This window comes from Rhizobium sp. L1K21, assembly GCF_024055895.1.
Classification (GTDB): domain Bacteria; phylum Pseudomonadota; class Alphaproteobacteria; order Rhizobiales; family Rhizobiaceae; genus Ensifer_A.
On record NZ_JAMXLE010000001.1, the window covers coordinates 989,493 to 1,006,028 of the forward strand.

Below are 16,536 nucleotides of genomic sequence, written 5' to 3' on the forward strand. Positions count from 1 at the left end.
TGGACTGTTGTTACAAGTGTATATACAATCATGAAAAGCGCAGGATGTGCTCACGGAGATCAACTGGACGACATCCTATGCGCGTTGTGAAGAAAGAGTTTTCCTCGTTCGAATGGGACGAGGGTAAACGTCTAAGTAATATAGAGAAACACGGAATCGACTTTCTGACTGCTGCAGTTGCCCTGATGCAGCCTCATTTGGAAAGCCGTACCGACAGAAACGGAGAAGTTCGTATTCTGGCGATCTGTTCGGAAAGCGCCCGCATCATTGTTGTCATTTACACAATGCGTGCGGATACCTGCAGGATCATATCAGCCAGAGCGGCACGAAAACATGAGCGGGAAAGTTACAGCCAGGTTTTCACTCGACGAGATTCGTGAAAAGCGCGCCCGTGGTGAAGACAAGACAGATTGGTCTGTCGTCGATTCGATGGACGACGACAGCATTGAGCGGGCTATACAAAGCGACCCAGATTGGGCGGATATGAATGCCGTAGACTGGTCAAAAGCCGATATCGTCGTCCCTATGGGGAAGCGGTCTATCTCAATCAGGCTTGACGCCGATGTGATCGCCTTCTTCAAGGCAGGCGGGAAAGGCTATCAGACGCGCATCAATGCGGTTTTGCGGCACTATATGAAAGAAAGCGGCAGCTCAGGTCGCTGAGCTGCCTCCAATATTATTTCAAAATTTCCTTCACGATGCCTGAGGCTTTGGCGAAGTCCATCTGGCCGGGGTAGCGCTCTTTCAGCGCGTTCATGCATTTGCCCATGTCGCGAAGACCGGCGGAGCCGGTTTCGGAGACGACCTTGCCACAGGCTTCCTTCATCTTTTCTTCGCTCATCTGGGCCGGCATGAATTCGCGGATCACTGCCATTTCCTCGCGCTCCTGCTGGGCGAGGTCGGTGCGGCCTGCTTCTTCATAGGTCTTGGATGATTCTTCGCGCTGCTTGATCATCTTGGCGAGGATCAGCAGAATTTCTTCATCGCTCACGCGCTCCTGTCCGGGCGCACGGGTTGCGATGTCACGATCCTTGATAGCCGCCATGATCAGCCGAATCGTCGAAAGGCGTCGGTTATCCTTCGCCTTCATTGCCTCTTTCATGGCATTGGCGAGCTTGTCGCGCATTTTAGAAAATCCCTGTTTCACACGGGCGTCGTTAAGCCCGAAATTCGCTTTTGACGGCAACACATAGTTTGCTGCATCGCACCGTTCAAGGCCACATTTTGTAACCAATTCTTAGACCTATTGTGGGGGGTGGATCAATCATAATGATCAATTCATTGAAATTGCTGATTTTTTAATTCAAAACTTTCCACAGTTGGCGATTGACGGGGCGGGTTCGCCTGTCTATTTTCCCGGGCCTAGCACAGATAAAAGAAACACGGGATGTCCGCGCGCGGGAAAACTGCGGCGCGGTTTTTGCCGCGAACAGAATGAAGAGGTCTCCCCATGACTGTTACCGCTCCCTGGACAGAAGAAAAGCCGACAGCATTGCTGGTTCTTGCCGATGGCACCGTCATTGAAGGCAAGGGGATCGGCGCCGAAGGCCAGGTGCAGGCTGAAGTCTGCTTCAATACGGCACTGACGGGTTACGAGGAAATCCTCACCGACCCGTCCTATCTCGGCCAGATCGTGACCTTCACCTTTCCGCATATCGGCAATGTCGGCACCAACGAAGAAGACATCGAGGACCTGACGCCGGCAGCGCGCAATGGCGCAGTCGGCGTCATCTTCAAGGCCGATATCACCGAGCCATCCAACTACCGTGCCACCAGGCATCTAGACGCCTGGCTGAAGGCGCGGGGCATGATCGGTCTTGCCGGCATTGATACGCGTGCGCTAACCGCCTGGATCCGCGAAAACGGTGCGCCCAACGCCGTGATTGCGCATGATCCGTCTGGCAATTTCGATATCGAAAAGCTCAAGGCCGATGCCAAGGCGTGGAGCGGGCTCGAAGGTCTCGATCTCGCCATCAAGGCCACCACGGGCCAGTCGGTTCGCTGGACCGAAACACCATGGGCATGGGACAAGGGAACGTCGACGCTGGGCGAGGCGGATGCGAAATATCACATTGTCGCACTCGATTACGGCGTGAAGCGCAACATCCTGCGTCTCTTCGCCGGCCTTGATTGCCGCGTGACAGTGATGCCTGCAACCTCAACTGCGGAAGATGTTCTGGCGCACAAGCCTGATGGCATCTTCCTTTCCAACGGCCCCGGCGATCCGGCAGCCACTGGCGAATATGCCGTTCCCGTCATCAAGCAACTGGTTGAATCCGGCATCCCGGTTTTCGGCATTTGCCTGGGACACCAGATGCTGGCGCTGGCGCTCGGCGGCACCACGATGAAAATGCATCAGGGCCACCACGGCGCGAACCACCCGGTGAAGGATTACACGACCGGCAAGGTGGAGATCGTTTCGATGAACCACGGCTTTGCCGTTGATTCAAAAAGCCTGCCCAAGGGTGTTGAAGAAACTCATGTTTCTCTCTTTGATGGGACCAATTGCGGCCTGCGCCTGGACGGCAAGCCGGTCTTTTCCGTGCAGCATCACCCGGAAGCCTCGCCGGGTCCGCAGGACAGCCACTATCTCTTCCGCCGCTTCCTCAATCTGGTGCGCGAACACAAGGGCGAGCCGGCACTGGCTGAGCGTTGATTGGCGCAACCTACTTTCTTTTGAGTTCCAACACGAGTGGGCAGTGGTCGGATACTTCAGGCTGCCGCACGATTTCGAAGGGTGCCGCTTCAAGCGCTTTGCTGACGAACATGTAGTCGGCGAATTTCCCCGGCTTTGGGTAGAGGGATGTCCTGGTGCCGGGCAGGTTACGCGCCGTCACCAGTTCGGTCAGCCCAATTGACTGCAGTTCCGCAAATGTGATGCTCTCCGGCAGGACATTGAAATCGCCGCAGACCACAACGTTCCGATCATCCTGGCTTATGGATCGCGTGAGGGCGATGAGCCGCTTGGCCTGTTGCCGGCGTTCGGGGGTGTCATGTTTGCCTTGCGGATTGCGCAAACCATGCAGGTGAACAATGGTGGCCGGCATGTCGCAGTCATAGTCATAGACACGAATGGCATGAGCATTGCGCGCGCGGGGATGATCGCCATAGCCGTGGGCTGAATATTCGCCATGCACAAAGGCCTGAGCTTGCGCGATTACCGGAATATCCTTGCGGACAAAGGTCGCGAGACCCCATTGCGATGCGTGGCGTTGTGTTCCGTCCCACAGGTCGCCTTGTGCTGCCGGGCAAAACGTGCCGTTGTGGTTGGGCAGGGCGGCACATATCTCTTCAAAGAGCCGTGCACGTTGGGGAAGTTCGGTTGCGCCGTCGACATAGGTCAGCCAATCCTTTTCGGCATTGGGCGTGTGAATGACTTCCTGTAGGCACAGAATGTCGGCCTGCGTATCTCTCAAATAATCGATGAGCGCACGATGCTCCCTGCCACCCCAGCAATTGAGCGTCAGGATTTTCATCTGCTGGCCTTTTTGAGCTGTGCGAAAAACCGAAGGTTCATCAAAATAGCGGCAGCGAAGAGACCGCCGAGAAAACCGAACCAGATGCCATTGCCGCCAACCTCGAGCGGGAAGGCGAGGATATAGGCTGCGGGAAAGCCGATGGCCCAATAGCTGATGAGGGCGAGGATCATGGGGACTGTGGAATCCTTCAGGCCGCGCGCCAGACCGGCGCCGATCGCCTGCAGTCCATCGAAGAGCTGAAAAATACCGGCAATGACGATGAAAGGTCCGGCTATGGCAATGACTGCGGCAGCGTCCGGGTCGGTATTGTCGACATAAAGCGATGCCAGATTGTTGTGCTGGAAAAGATAAAGCATCGCACCCAGAAGGGCGACTGCGGCGGCCAGAACGAGGGCTGCAATCGCGGCGCGCCGGACAGCCTCATATTCGCCCCGACCGGCAGCAATGCCGACGCGCACGGTTGCGGCCTGCGAAAGACCAAGCGGGATCATGAAGGCCATGGAGGCATATTGAAGGGCAATGCCGTGGGCTGCCAGTTCGTTCGTTCCGATCCAGCCCATCATCAGCGAGGCGACCGTGAAAAGGCTCACCTCCGCCAGTATCGAAATCGATATCGGCAGGCCAAGGCGGATCACATCGAAGAAAGCTTCCCAATCGGGGCGCCAGAAGCGCACGAACAGCTCATAGGCGCTGAGTTTCCGATTGGTGTAGATCACCATGATGATGAGTGCAAAACACTGAGCGGCAATCGCGACCATGGCGGCACCGGCCAAACCCAGGCTTGGCGCGCCGAAACGGCCGAGCACGAATATATAGGCAAAAATGGCATTGAAGATCAGCATCGCAATGGTGGTCAAAAGGATCTCGCGGGCGCGTTCCAGCGCACTCAGGAATGATCTGAGGCACATGACCATCAGCGCCGGGAACATGCCGATACCGATAATATGGAGATATTCGGTGGCGAGGCTCGCCACGTCGGGCTTCTGACCGAGGAAGAGCAGGATCGGTTCGGAATAGATGAACAGCGGCATGACCAGCACGGCATAAAGAAGCGAAACCCACATACCCATGCGGATGGCGCGCCGTACGGTGGTCTTGTCGCCGCGACCTTCGGCCTGAGCGGCAAGCGGAATAGAGGCTGCCGAAAAGCCCGAGCCGAAGATGAACAGGGTAAAGAAATATTGCGCTGACAGCACTATGGCCGCCAGTTCGACAGTGCCCAGCTGGCCGACAATCAGCACGTCGGTGGTGTGGATCAGGTATTGCGCAAGCTGCGCGCCAACCAGCGGCAGGCCAAGCGTCAGCGTACCCACAAAGTGCGAGCGCCAGCTTGTGCTGCTTGCCATCTTGATCTGCGCTGCGGTGTCCATCTTGTGCCGTCTCTCTTTCCGTCTAAGGGCGAGCGGTCCCTCTTATCCGAAATCAGAGTTTACGACACGCGCAAACTGGCAAGGCTTACATCAATATTTCTGAACCACTGATCACGCAAAGCAATGCGGCCGCTGGTGGTATGCCAACCGCCTTGCAAAAGATGCGTGATAGGCCTGATCCTCAGGCCCACTCGCCCTTGCGGAAAACCGGCACCTTGGAGCCATCGGGGGCAATGCCATCAATATCGATCGCGTTTGAACCGATCATCCAGTCGATATGGATCAGCGAGGCGTTGCCGCCCTGTTGCTTGATCTGTTCCGGTGTCAGATTGGCGCCATTGATGAAGCACTTCGAATAGCACTGGCCGAGCGCGATGTGGCAAGCGGCATTCTCGTCAAAAAGCGTGTTGTAGAACAACAGTCCGCTGGCCGAAATCGGTGAGGAATGCGGCACCAGCGCCACTTCGCCGATACGGCGTGCGCCTTCATCGGTGTCGAGCACTTTCAAAAGCACGGCCTCACCCTTCGAGGCTTTCGCATCGACAATCTTGCCGCCTTCAAAGCGCATCTGGATATTGTCGATCAGCGTGCCCTGATGCGAGAGCGGCTTGGTGGAGGAGACGGTGCCTTCAACCTTCCAGGCATGCGGGGTGGTGAACACTTCCTCGGTCGGAATATTCGGATTGCAGGTCACACCGTTTTTCGCCACCGACGCCCCGCCATGCCATTCGTGGCCATCTGCCAGACCGACTTTCAGATCGGTGCCGGGACCGGTAAAATGCAGGGCGGAAAAGCGCATGTCGTTCAACCATTTCGAACGCTTGGCCAGTTCTGCATTATGCGTTGTCCACGCGGCCACCGGGTCGTCCAGATCAACGCGGGAGGCGGCAAAAATGGCATCCGCCAGCTTTTTCACGGCCTCGTCTTCGCTCAGATCAGGAAACATCTGGCGCGCCCAGGAGGCATTCGGATAAGAAACGATGTTCCAGTTGATATCGAAATTGGCGATCTTCTCCAGTGCGGGCTTATAGGCGGTGGAAAGCGCACGGTTGGCACGGGCGACCTTTGCCGGGTCTTCGTTGGACAGGAGCATGGGATTGTCGCCGGAAACGGCGAGCCTTGCAGCACCCGCTTCATAAGCCTTGGCCATGCCCTCATAAAGCCAGGATGCCGCCTTGTCGAAATTGCCGTCGCTGGCATAGCGATAGCGGGCGAGCGTCGTTTCCTCATCGGTATAAAAGGGCGTGACAATGCCGCCGCCAGCCAGATAGGCGTGTTTGGTGATCAGCCGCACGAGCGGGGCTGCCGCAAAGGGTGCCGTGATCACAAGGTCCTGATCCTTCTGCAGCTGCAGGCCGATTTTCACGGCCACTTCGGCGAGCTTTTCAAGCTTTACCGGATCGATCACGGAATTCGTCATGTCATGTCCAATCTGTCAGTTTGTTATGCTGGCGGCCTTGCCGCCCAACGCTTTCAACGCCGCTTGTGGCGTCATGCGCACCTGCAGGCCGCGCTGCCCGCCATTCATATAGACATAGGGTTCGCTCAGTGCAGCCTCTTCGAGCACGGTCGGAACCGTCTTTTTTTGGCCGAAAGGTGATATGCCGCCGACAAAATAGCCGGTGAGCTTTTCCGCCTGCGCCGGTTTCATCATATTGGCCGATTTTCCGCCAAGTGCTGCGGCAAGCTTTTTCATCGAGACCTCCTTGTCGGAGGGAAGAACAACGCAGACCGGCTTGCCATCCAGTTCGGCCATCAGGCTTTTCAGGACCCGTGAGGGCGGCTCGCCGAGCGCGGCAGCTGCGGCAAGCCCGATACTGTCAGCATCAGGGTCATATTCATAAGTGTGAACGGTGAAATCGACGCCTTCCTTGGCGAGAAACTGCGTCGCGCGCGTTGCCTTTGCCATTGTTATGCCTTGAAAAAATCAGCGTAGAGTTCCGGCTTGAAGCCCGCCATCAGCGCGCCATCCTTGTCGGTGATCGGGCGCTTGATCATGGAGGGATTGGCTGCCATCAGCTGAATGGCCTTGGCTTCGTCGAGGTCGGTCTTGTCCTCGTCCGGTAGCTTCTTGAACGTCGTTCCAGCCTTGTTGAGCACCTTTTCCCAGCCAATTGCAGCACACCAGGTTTTCAGCGATTGCTCATCAATGCCCGATTTCTTGTAGTCGTGGAAATCATAGGCAACGCCCTGGTCGTTGAGCCAGGTGAACGCCTTTTTCATCGTGTCGCAATTCTTGATGCCGTAAATTGTCACGCTCAAAACGCAAACTCCAAATGGTCATTGGTCTAAAATCAGGCGTTGTTTTTAGCATGCAGGCCCGAAAAATAAAGCACCGTCGCAAGCATGAGAGCCGGTCCGATATATCGTTTTCTACATGGCTTTTCTCATGAACAGAATGTATTTTTCGAAGTATATCTCGTCCCTACATTTAAGGATTGGCGAATCGGTCGTATTTCAAAATAATTCAACCCGAAACTGCCGAATGCAGTAAAAGCCTGATTTCCGCATTTTACTTTCTGGAGGGGGGAGATGAACTTTGCGAGCATGGCTATGAACTCTTTTCATGTCCGCCCGTTCTCTCTTCTGGTGGTCGATGACGATGAGGGCGACCGCATGCAGATCAGGCGTATGATCAAGAAAGCCGGGTTGGACTGCCAAATCAGCGAGGCTATGAGCATCGACGAAGCGGTCTCGGCCTGCGAAACAGATATCTTTGAGTGCGCGCTTGTCGATTATCATCTTCCCGGCCACGATGGTCTGTCCGGTCTTGCCAAATTGCGCAAGCGTGCGCCGGACATGAGCGTGATTATTTCCACTGGCCAGGGCGATGAGCTTCTGGCGGCTGAGGCGATGCGGCGCGGGGCGGTCAATTATATCCCGAAAAAGGCGATCAACGAATATACCGTCGTCACACTGTTTCAGCAGACGCTGGAGCGCCACGATCTTGACCGCGAAATGCGCGAACACCGCCAGGCCCTGGAATCCTTCGCCTTCATTCTGGCGCAGGATGTGCGCACGCCGCTGCGCAATATCGGCATCAATGTTGAAAAGGCCATCGAGGGCATTCAAAAGGGATGGACTGACGAGGCGGTCGACCATTGCCATTCGATCCGCAAATCTGTCGGCATGATGAACGAGCTGGTCGACGCGCTCCAGGATTACAATCGGCAGACGCTCGAAGACGTCGTCCACGAATTGCGGCCCTTCGCGACGATCATCGATGATGTCGCCTTTCTGCTCAGAGAGGCACTGACCGAAGCCAATGCGGAAATTCGATGCGCCCCGCTGCCGGACGTTCGCGGCCATATTCCCCAGTTGCGTCTTCTCATGCAGAACCTCATCGAAAACGCGCTGAAATTCCGTTCCGCCCGGCGCCTGCAAATTGCGATCGGCGTCGAAGAGCGGGCAGGGCGCAAATGCTATTTCGTCCGCGACAACGGGATCGGGATTGCGGAAGAACACCAGGAAATCATCTTCAACCCCTTCCGCCGGCTTGCCACTGCCAGCGAGACCGAAGGCACCGGCCTCGGCCTCGCCACCTGCCGCAAAATCGTCGAACGCCACCGAGGCGAAATCTGGTGCGAATCCAAACCGGGCGAAGGCTCGACGTTTTTCTTCACGCTCGGCAATGGGCATTAGGCGGCGGGTTGGATGGAAGCTAAATGGTGGGCCTGGAGGGACTCGAACCCCCAACCAAGCGGTTATGAGCCGCCGGCTCTAACCATTGAGCTACAGGCCCTGCCGCGCGAAGCGGCGCGTTCGCGGGTCAATGGCAAGCCGCGGCGCGGAACAAGCCTCTAAACCAAATTCATCTGAGCGTAAAGCGTTTGCCGTAATTGTCCCACAATGGGCAGCGATCTATGGTGCGGGTCATTGTAGCAATCTCATTTACGGAGGAATTTTATGAAAAACTGGCTCTTTGCGGGTGTGGTTCTGGCCGTTGCGACAGCCACGTCAGTGCCTGCCATTGCCGATGAGGCGCAGCCGGGGCAGATCACGGTCTCGGGCCACGGCGAAATCTCGGCGAAGCCGGATATGGCGGTTGTGCAGTTCGGGGTGCAGAAAGTTGAGGCAACGGCGCGGGCAGCCCTTGATGCCAATAACGAAGCCATGACGAAAGTGATCGCGCTTCTGAAAGAGGCTGGTGTCGAGGAGAAGAACATCCAGACGAGCGGCTTTTCGATCTCCCCGCAGATGGACTACCGGTCCGATTCCAGTACGCCCGGCAAGATCACCGGCTATCAGGTGCGAAATTCCGTCACCGTCAAGGTCACCGATCTCGCCTCCATCGGCAAGCTTCTCGACAGTGCCGTCGATGCGGGGCTGAATGAAGGCGGGCAGATTGCCTTTACCAACCAGGATATGCGCAAGCTGACCCGTCAGGCCGAGACGCGGGCGGTCAAGGATGCTTTGGAAAAGGCTAAACTTCTGGCCGAAGCCGCTGGCGTGAAACCCGGCAAGATCATCTCGATCAATGAAAGCGGTGGTGCCATGCCCTATGCTCCGAAGATGGAGCGTATGGCATTTGATGCTGCGCCCTCTGCAGTGCCGGTCGAAAGCGGCGAAAACACCTATGAAGCCAATGTCAATGTGACGATTGCCATCGATCAATAACGTCAATCGGGCGGCAATGATAAAAACATGCCGCCCTCCGGGCGGGGGTGAACGGAGGGCGGTCTTTATCCGGCGCGCGGGGGAGTGGCCGGAACTGTTATCCAGGTTTAGAAGCGGATGACCGGGCAGCCGCGAACATTGGCGAAGGTGATCCGGTCAGTGCGGTGGTGGCGGCTACCTTCGACGACCACGCGGTGGCGGCTTTCATAGGCGACACGGGCGCGGTGGAGGCCATAGTAGCGGGCCTTGTGCACGGCTTCGTAGCCGGAGCATCCGCGGCGGCTTTCCCAACGATCGTGGCGGTCATGGCGATCATAACCGTGATGACGGCTGCCATCGTGAATTCGAACGCCGGAGCGGCCATCGCTTCCGAAGTAGAGATCGATGCCGGCTGCCGAGGCGGTGGCGGGAATGCTGCCAAGCGCTGTCAGGCTGACAAGTGCGGCAATGGCGGCTTTCTTCAGGGAAATGATCATCTTCGTGTCTCCTCAATCTTTGAGCTTTGTCCAAGTTTTCAATCACTCGTCCCAAGCGATTGAGTGGAGACTAATCGTTGCCGACTGAACGCTATCAGAACCGCTCGTTCATCTGCGGTTCATGTTTCGGTTTTCTGTTTAAGGCGCTGAAAACAAATATTAAAACATGAGGCTGAATTGCCGTCTCTTTCGCTTCTATGCCAGATGCAGCACGATTTGCCGTGTATGCGGGCGGCTTCTGTGTTCGAAGAGGTAGAGGCCCTGCCAGGTGCCGAGCAACAGTTTGCCGTCCTTGGCGGGTATGGAAATGGAGGTCTTCGTCAAGGCGGCCTTTATGTGGGCCGGCATGTCGTCAGGCCCTTCCAGTGTGTGGATCATCCAGCGCATGGAAGGGTGGTTGGCAGGCGGAACCAGCCGGCGGAAAAATTCATTCAGGTCGCGCTGCACATCGGGATCGGCGTTTTCCTGCACGATCAGCGAGCAGGAGGTGTGGCGCACAAAGATAGTGAGCAGCGCTTCGTCGTGTCCATTGGCGGCCACGAAACGTTCGGCCTCATGGGTGAATTCATAGAGGCCGGCACCTTTGGTTGATAGCTGCAGGATCGTTTGCGGCATTGTCGTCCCCGTTTTTCTCTAGGGCGAGCCAAGCTCTTCAAAGCCTTAGAACAGGCTTCCCTGTTGCGGTTTCGTTGGCTGCTGGCTTTTGGCGGCTTTTTTCTTCGGTATGGGCGATGCCGGTTCGTCGCCATCATCGGCCGTTGCATTCACACGGCCATCTGCGAATTCGATGGTCAGACGGTCGCCGCCGGTCACGAGATGGGCCGCAGAAATCACCGCATCGTCCTCGTTGCGAATCACGGCGTAACCGCGTTTGAGCACATTTTTATAGGAGAGCGAATCCAGCATGCGGTTTTGCGCGACAAGGGCCGAGCGCTGGCGCGACAGCATGGCGTTCACGGCAATATCGGATCGTGCAGAAAGCGTCGAAAGGCGCTCCAGCGTGCGGCTGATTTCGCGTTTCAATTGATGCGGCAGGGCGCGCAGGCTGGTTTCGGCATTGGCAATGCGTGACCTGCTGCGGTCGATCAGCCTTTCAACCTGCCGGTCGGCGCGCAACATCTGTTCACCCACCCGCTGACGGTGTTGGGAAATGCGGTTCTGCAAGACATCGGGGCGCAATTTGTAGGCCGTGTTGTCGAATGTCCGGCGTTTGTTCAGCGTGTTCAGTTGCAGGCCGCGGCCAAGGCCTGCTGCTGCCTCGTCGAAGCGGCGACGGGGCATGGCCAGAATCTGGTCCAGCGAGGGCAGGGCGCGCGCCAGCGAACGCAGGTTCTGACGGGAGCGGTCCAGGTTGCGGGTCATCGAGCCTTTGAGCCGCGCATCAAGCGAGGCCACCTGCGCTTCGAGTTCCGCCTTCACCGGCACGGCCATTTCGGCAGCCCCTGTTGGCGTTGGCGCGCGCATATCGGCGGCATAGTCGATCAGCGTCCAGTCGGTTTCGTGGCCGACTGCCGAAATCAGCGGAATTGCGGAGTCGGCTGCTGCGCGCACAACGGCCTCATCGTTGAAGCCCCACAGGTCTTCCAGCGAGCCACCGCCACGGGCGACAATCAGCACGTCCGGGCGGCGGATATCGCCTTCCGGTTCAAGCGCATTAAAGCCGCGAATGGCATTGGCCACCTCATCGCCCGAGCCTTCGCCTTGAACGCGCACTGGCCAGACGATCACGTGAACGGGAAAGCGGTCGGAGATCCGGTGCAGGATATCGCGGATCACCGCGCCTGTCGGCGATGTGACCACGCCGATCACCCGCGGCATGAAGGGCAGCAATTGCTTGCGCGCTTCATCGAAGAGGCCTTCGGCTCCGAGTTTGCGCTTGCGCTCTTCCAGAAGCGCCATCAGCGCGCCAGCGCCGGCAGGCTCCAGATTTTCGATCACGATCTGATATTTGGAGGAGCCTGGGAAGGTCGTGACCTTGCCGGTGGCAATCACTTCCATGCCTTCTTCGGGGCGGAATTTCAGCCGTCCGAAAACGCCTTTCCAGATCACGGCATCAATGCGGGCGCGGTCATCCTTCAGCGCAAAATAGGCGTGACCGGACGAATGCGGGCCGCGATAGCCGGAAATTTCACCGCGCAGGCGCACATGTTCGAAGGCGTTCTCCACCGTCCGCTTAATGGAGCCGGAGATCTCCGAAACGGTATACTCATAGAGATTGCTGCTCGGCGAATCGCCATCGAATAGATTGCTCATGGGTCCATCTATACAGTCTTCAGCCGCGTTCGCAAAAAGAGCGCGCGGTGTCTGCAGGCGATGCGGCGATCTTTTGCGACTTGTCCAGTGGTTTGTTTCGTCAGACAGGTCTGCGTTGGTGCCTGTGATGGCGTTTAGCGGGGAAAATTGAAGGCGATATTTTGTCTTTCCTGCTATCGCTCTTCTCTTTAACGGTTTGGAATAAAATCGGTATTCCGAACGATGCCATTTGAAAACCGAATTTTTCGGTGCATCTTTTTCCCCGCTTCTGAAGGGAGGATCAAAATCAGGGCGACGCTTTATTTTGATGAAAGGACGCGCCATGACAGATCGTTTTGCCCACACGGCTCCATCCATAGACGGCCCCGCAGCCCACGCATTTTCGGTCACGCCCGATGACAATACCGACCTTGAGGAAGTCACACGCGGCCTTTATTGCGGCACTGCCGGCGATATCGCGCTTCGCATGCAGTCGGGTGCCGAGGTCGTCTTTACCAATGTTGCGGAAGGCAGTTTCCTTCCCGTTCGCGCATCGCGCATTCTGGCAACCGGCACCACCGCTGCCGCCATCGTGGGGCTTGTCTGATGCTGGGCTATAAAATCGCACTATCGGGCCGAAGTGATCCGCCGCGCTGGTATCGTGCGTCGGCCTATAAAGTCCCCGATGCGGCAGGCGGGGCCGAACTTGGCCCGGCCGCCATTCTGGATTTTACCCGCAACCGCTACGCATTGACCGGCCTTGGCGAAGGGCAGATTGCGGAGGCATCGGCACCCGAACTCGCGTCCATGAAGGCTGCGGACTTCGATGATCTCATCACATTCAGCCGGCCATCGACTGCGGGCTTTTTCACGGAGGGAAATGTCTACAGCGTCGCTGCAGCAAATGTGGCCCGTTTCGACAGTTCTTCAGGCAGCACTCGCCTGCTCGCCGAGCCGGCGAGCGTCAACTATTTCAAGAATGCGAAGTTTGAAAACGCCGTCGTCGGCGGCTCCTGCCCGAATTTGACCCTCAATGGGGCTGACGGGGTCAATATCACGATTGCCGCAAAGGGGCAGGAAGAGGGGCTGAGTTATATTGATGTCAAATTTGCCGGCACGGCCGCAGCAGGGTTGAGCTATCCGCATATCCGGCTTGCCGCCTCCGATTGTCCGGTTGCCGCCGCTGGGCAATACTGGACCTACAGCGCCTTTTACAAGCGAATTTCCGGTACCGTTCCGAGCAGCCTTTCGGCTGTCGTGCAGGAACGTCAGGGGGCGAATTTTCTCAACGGGAACTCGCTGGATATTTCCGGTGTGTCCGCTCAGCGCAGCCGCTTTCAGGTCGGTTATCTCACCACCGATGCCAATACGGACAATGTCTGGCCGCTCCTGCGTTTCGTGACCGAGGCTGGTGTTTCCTACAACTTCACGCTCAGGCTCTATGCGCCACAGTTCGAAAAGCACCAATATGCCACATCGCCGATCCTTTCCGGGCAGAACGCCACGGCAACGCGGGCGGCAGACCAGTTGCTGCTCGACGCAAAAGTGCAGGCCTTGCTGCGGCGGGACAAGAGCACCATCGTCGTCCGTTACAGAACGCTTGCCGATCCCGATGGTCGTGATGCAATTCGCTATCTCATGTCTGGACGGGATACGGGAAACAGCCGCATTTGCATCCGCGCCTCTTCGCCGCTTTCATCCGGCGGACCCTTGGCGGTTGTCGGCAACGGCAGCGCGGTCTCCGTGCTGGCCCGCCCAAACGATATCGCAGCCAAACAGTCCGTGGCAGCAGCCTTCAGTCTTTCGCCATCGCAAAGCCGTTTTTTTGTCAATGGCGTGGCTTCATCTGGCAATCCGGGGATGGGTTTCGACCATGCCTCGAATGCAGCAACGTCGTTTTACCTGGCGTCCAGTCCTTCGGCTTCTGACGGAGAAATGGTGCTGCTTGATGCGCTGCTCATTTATCCGTTCGAGGTCGATGCCGCAGCGATGCCGGCCCTGACGGCTTAAGGTACCAAAACCCGCCGATTTTCGACCTGCCGGTGACGCCTGTATTTTTGCAGCACCGGCGGATCGTCCAGCTTCGCTTTTTTTGTTCGTTCCCGCACAGCCGCAAGCTTGCCGCATTCTGGCTGTATCAAAATGGTACAGATTCAGATGAACGTTTTTTTTACCGGCAAGTGCAATATTGAAAATACCACGAGGTATTTGAAATGATTTTTGCGACTTCATTTTTGCTAGGAATTTCGACCGCTGCGCTCAGGTCTGCCGCCGCCGTCATTTTTGTCGCTATCTTCATTGCGGTTGCCTTTGTTGCGGCCGCGATTGCCAGCCAGGGACATGTTTCCTTCCTGGAGCTCTTCTTCTCGGTGCTGGGCTATAATGCCGGCATTATCGGTCTCCTGGCCGGCGGTCTGGTCATCAAAGCGAAGGCTTCGTAAGGCCGGTTGCGCAAAGCGCCTTGGCCTCACTTCAGCGCAAAGACCTGCGTTATTCCATTCCAGCTTCCCGACAGCGGCACAAAGCCTTCGATCTGTTTGCCTGCCTTGAGCTTCGCAAAAAGGCCTTCAGGTGCCCGGCTTTCAAAGACTGAAGTTTCGTTGTCATCCTGACAGATCACAAGATAGTCAGCACCTGCCGCCTTCAGCCTCTTGTGGGCGTCCTCAGGTGTTTCCATTGCCGATTTCAGCACTGCCAACATGCCCGCCTGGTTGCGGTGATACGGGGCGGAGAGGACGCGGTGATCGGTAAAGCGCAGGATCGGCGCGCCGAAATTCGAGACAGCGGCAATTGTACCGGGGGGCAACGTTGCCAGAGCCTTGAAGTTTTCATCACTTTCGCAACTTTGCTGCTGAGCAACGGCGTCTTCCATCGCGTCTGCGCGATCGGCGTTTGCCAGGGCGTGTCCGGCGGCAAACCAGAAGGCCGGCAGACTTGCAATCGCCAAGACAACGAAAGCAAGCGTTGTGGTTTTCGCAGCATCCGGCTTTTGCGTGGCTGTTCGCAGGTCGGATATCGCCAGCGACAGCGGGAAAATGGCAAGCAGATTGGCAAACAGCGATCCGCGCAACTGAACGAAAGTGATCGCCCAGGCTGCAGCGATCATCAGCCCCAGCAGAATGTGGGCCTGTCTCTTTACGTTGCGCAGAATTCTGAACAGGCAAACGGCCAGCGCCAGCAGGGGAACAAGGTAGTGTCCGCTGATGACAGAGGGGTCGAGGGACCATTGACTTGAAAACGAACGGGCTTCGCTGACCGAACTCAGCCAGAGCTCGACAAGAAGCGGGTCGAGATTGGCATAGGGGCTGGCAAGGCATTCGGGCATGATGAATAGCGCAAGTGCGCCGGCTGCAGCGCCCAGTATAACGAGGACGAGGAGCCGGTTGGCAAAGGTTGCCGCGCGAGCAAAACGGGTCACGGAGAAAAGCCCGACACCGCCTGCGCAGGCCAGAGCGAGATAGCCGGCCGAAAATGTGTCGCAGGCCGTCATGAAATAGTTTGCCGGCGGCACGGTGGCGACATAGGCCAAAAGCGAAAATCCTGCAAAGGCGATCGCAAAGGCCTCTGTCAGTGCCGCGCATTTTTCGCCCACCATCGCCCAGCGAAAAGCCGCGGCTGCGGCTGCAATGGCAATCAGTGGTGTTGTCTCTGCGCCGATGGCAAGCGCCAATGCCGCGCAAAGCCCAGCACCGATGCCGCTTGCGCGGCGGTATCGCGGGTCGAGCAGGCATGCCGTCAAGCCGGCTATGAGAACCATCTGAACATTGTGATGGTCGATGGATCCAGGGGCAAAGCGTCCGGTGGCAAATGCATGCGACAGTCCGAAAAATGCGGCGATAAGGGCTGTCTGCCTGCCGCCCAGCCGATTGCCGGCCAAAGCGGTGAAATAGATCAACGGAAAGATCAGGCTCAACGGCCAGACAAATAGTGCAATCGCTTCCGCCGTTTGCGGGTCGCTGGTAAACAGGCCGGCAAGCCGGATCAGCAGCGCAATCGGCAGATCGATCAGCCGCGACCAGTGCATCAGCGTGCCCGGCGTCAAGCCGAGGCGGTACTGCATGTGATCGAACCAGCCCTGGCCGGCGATAAAGTCGCGCACGATGACGAGCCGCATGGCATCGTCATTGTCCGGACCGACATAATCGCCGCCGTGGACGATGAAATTGGTCAGATAGTAGATCACCAGGGATGCTGCCAATGCAGTGGCGATTTTCAGAAGCTGGCCTGCGTTGGCCTGCGTTGCGATGCTGCTTGTCTCATGGCTGGTGTCGGGCATCGGGCCTGTGGTCATGTCAGCCATGCATTTGCTCTTTCGAAACTGGTTCGGGGTTGTTTCACTTTAGTCTTGGCTCTATCAAGAAA

At 57.2% G+C, this 16,536-nt stretch carries 18 protein-coding genes and 1 tRNA gene; 8 read left to right on the forward strand and 11 right to left on the reverse strand.

The features are described from left to right. The first annotated feature begins 77 nt into the window (after positions 1-77). Positions 78-380 carry a BrnT family toxin gene (locus tag NHF56_RS04695; RefSeq protein ID WP_252802018.1) on the forward strand — a complete coding sequence of 101 codons (303 nt, stop codon included), beginning with the start codon at positions 78-80 and terminating at the stop codon, positions 378-380. Further along, the gene (locus NHF56_RS04700) at positions 334-663 is read left to right on the forward strand and encodes a BrnA antitoxin family protein (RefSeq protein WP_252802020.1); all 330 of its coding nucleotides are present in this window, start codon (positions 334-336) and stop codon (positions 661-663) included. Before NHF56_RS04695 ends, NHF56_RS04700 begins: the two co-directional genes overlap by 47 nt. A gap of 13 nt (positions 664-676) precedes the next feature. Here the strand turns inward: NHF56_RS04700 and NHF56_RS04705 are convergent, their stop codons facing one another. After that, entirely contained in the window at positions 677-1,126 is a 450-nt protein-coding gene (locus tag NHF56_RS04705) for a GatB/YqeY domain-containing protein (protein WP_252802022.1), read from the reverse strand. A 324-nt stretch (positions 1,127-1,450) separates the two neighbouring features. Between NHF56_RS04705 and carA the strand changes: the two genes are divergently transcribed. Then, the gene (carA, locus tag NHF56_RS04710) at positions 1,451-2,656 is read left to right on the forward strand and encodes a glutamine-hydrolyzing carbamoyl-phosphate synthase small subunit (protein WP_252802024.1); all 1,206 of its coding nucleotides are present in this window, start codon (positions 1,451-1,453) and stop codon (positions 2,654-2,656) included. Positions 2,657-2,666: 10 nt separating this feature from the next. Here carA and NHF56_RS04715 read toward each other — a convergent pair whose 3' ends face one another. The 5 genes from NHF56_RS04715 to NHF56_RS04735 all read right to left on the reverse strand — a co-directional run bounded on the left by NHF56_RS04715 (position 2,667) and on the right by NHF56_RS04735 (position 7,111). After that, entirely contained in the window at positions 2,667-3,476 is an 810-nt protein-coding gene (locus NHF56_RS04715) for an endonuclease/exonuclease/phosphatase family protein (RefSeq protein ID WP_252802026.1), read from the reverse strand. Continuing rightward, positions 3,473-4,849, reverse strand: coding sequence for an MATE family efflux transporter (locus NHF56_RS04720; RefSeq protein ID WP_252802028.1), 1,377 nt, complete (start codon positions 4,847-4,849; stop codon positions 3,473-3,475). The genes NHF56_RS04715 and NHF56_RS04720 overlap by 4 nt, the downstream gene beginning before the upstream one ends. 181 nt (positions 4,850-5,030) lie before the next feature. Further along, positions 5,031-6,269 carry an aminopeptidase gene (locus NHF56_RS04725; RefSeq protein ID WP_252802030.1) on the reverse strand — a complete coding sequence of 413 codons (1,239 nt, stop codon included), beginning with the start codon at positions 6,267-6,269 and terminating at the stop codon, positions 5,031-5,033. A 15-nt stretch (positions 6,270-6,284) separates the two neighbouring features. Then, a complete protein-coding gene (gene ybaK / locus NHF56_RS04730) occupies positions 6,285-6,758 on the reverse strand; it encodes a Cys-tRNA(Pro) deacylase (protein ID WP_252802033.1) in 474 nt (157 codons plus the stop codon). A 2-nt stretch (positions 6,759-6,760) separates the two neighbouring features. Further along, positions 6,761-7,111: an ArsC family reductase gene (locus NHF56_RS04735; protein ID WP_252802035.1), complete on the reverse strand. Its 351-nt coding sequence runs from the start codon at positions 7,109-7,111 to the stop codon at positions 6,761-6,763. 270 nt (positions 7,112-7,381) lie between these two features. Here NHF56_RS04735 and NHF56_RS04740 point away from each other — a divergent pair, with 270 nt between their 5' ends. Beyond that, positions 7,382-8,491 (forward strand): ATP-binding protein, encoded by a 1,110-nt coding sequence (locus NHF56_RS04740; protein WP_252802037.1) that lies wholly within the window; start codon positions 7,382-7,384, stop codon positions 8,489-8,491. A 24-nt stretch (positions 8,492-8,515) separates the two neighbouring features. Here the strand turns inward: NHF56_RS04740 and NHF56_RS04745 are convergent. Then, positions 8,516-8,591: transfer RNA gene (locus NHF56_RS04745), tRNA-Ile, on the reverse strand. A gap of 164 nt (positions 8,592-8,755) precedes the next feature. On the opposite strand from NHF56_RS04745, the gene NHF56_RS04750 reads away from it, so the two are divergent. Then, a complete protein-coding gene (locus NHF56_RS04750; protein WP_252802039.1) occupies positions 8,756-9,466 on the forward strand; it encodes an SIMPL domain-containing protein in 711 nt (236 codons plus the stop codon). Between the two features lie 107 nt (positions 9,467-9,573). Here NHF56_RS04750 and NHF56_RS04755 read toward each other — a convergent pair whose 3' ends face one another. The 3 genes from NHF56_RS04755 to xseA form a co-directional block, all read right to left on the reverse strand. After that, positions 9,574-9,942 carry a hypothetical protein gene (locus NHF56_RS04755; RefSeq protein ID WP_252802041.1) on the reverse strand — a complete coding sequence of 123 codons (369 nt, stop codon included), beginning with the start codon at positions 9,940-9,942 and terminating at the stop codon, positions 9,574-9,576. Positions 9,943-10,137: 195 nt separating this feature from the next. After that, positions 10,138-10,557 (reverse strand): secondary thiamine-phosphate synthase enzyme YjbQ, encoded by a 420-nt coding sequence (locus NHF56_RS04760; RefSeq protein WP_252802043.1) that lies wholly within the window; start codon positions 10,555-10,557, stop codon positions 10,138-10,140. A gap of 45 nt (positions 10,558-10,602) precedes the next feature. Further along, entirely contained in the window at positions 10,603-12,195 is a 1,593-nt protein-coding gene (gene xseA, locus NHF56_RS04765) for an exodeoxyribonuclease VII large subunit (protein ID WP_252802045.1), read from the reverse strand. Between the two features lie 322 nt (positions 12,196-12,517). On the opposite strand from xseA, the gene NHF56_RS04770 reads away from it, so the two are divergent. From NHF56_RS04770 to NHF56_RS04780, 3 genes are all read left to right on the forward strand, one after another. Then, on the forward strand, positions 12,518-12,781 hold the full coding sequence (locus NHF56_RS04770; protein ID WP_252802047.1) for a hypothetical protein: 264 nt from the start codon (positions 12,518-12,520) through the stop codon (positions 12,779-12,781). After that, on the forward strand, positions 12,781-14,184 hold the full coding sequence (locus NHF56_RS04775; RefSeq protein WP_252802049.1) for a hypothetical protein: 1,404 nt from the start codon (positions 12,781-12,783) through the stop codon (positions 14,182-14,184). Before NHF56_RS04770 ends, NHF56_RS04775 begins: the two co-directional genes overlap by 1 nt. A 203-nt stretch (positions 14,185-14,387) precedes the next feature. After that, the gene (locus NHF56_RS04780) at positions 14,388-14,615 is read left to right on the forward strand and encodes a hypothetical protein (protein WP_252802051.1); all 228 of its coding nucleotides are present in this window, start codon (positions 14,388-14,390) and stop codon (positions 14,613-14,615) included. Positions 14,616-14,641: 26 nt separating this feature from the next. Here the strand turns inward: NHF56_RS04780 and NHF56_RS04785 are convergent, their stop codons facing one another. Further along, positions 14,642-16,474 (reverse strand): hypothetical protein, encoded by a 1,833-nt coding sequence (locus tag NHF56_RS04785; protein WP_252802053.1) that lies wholly within the window; start codon positions 16,472-16,474, stop codon positions 14,642-14,644. Positions 16,475-16,536 lie beyond the last annotated feature (62 nt).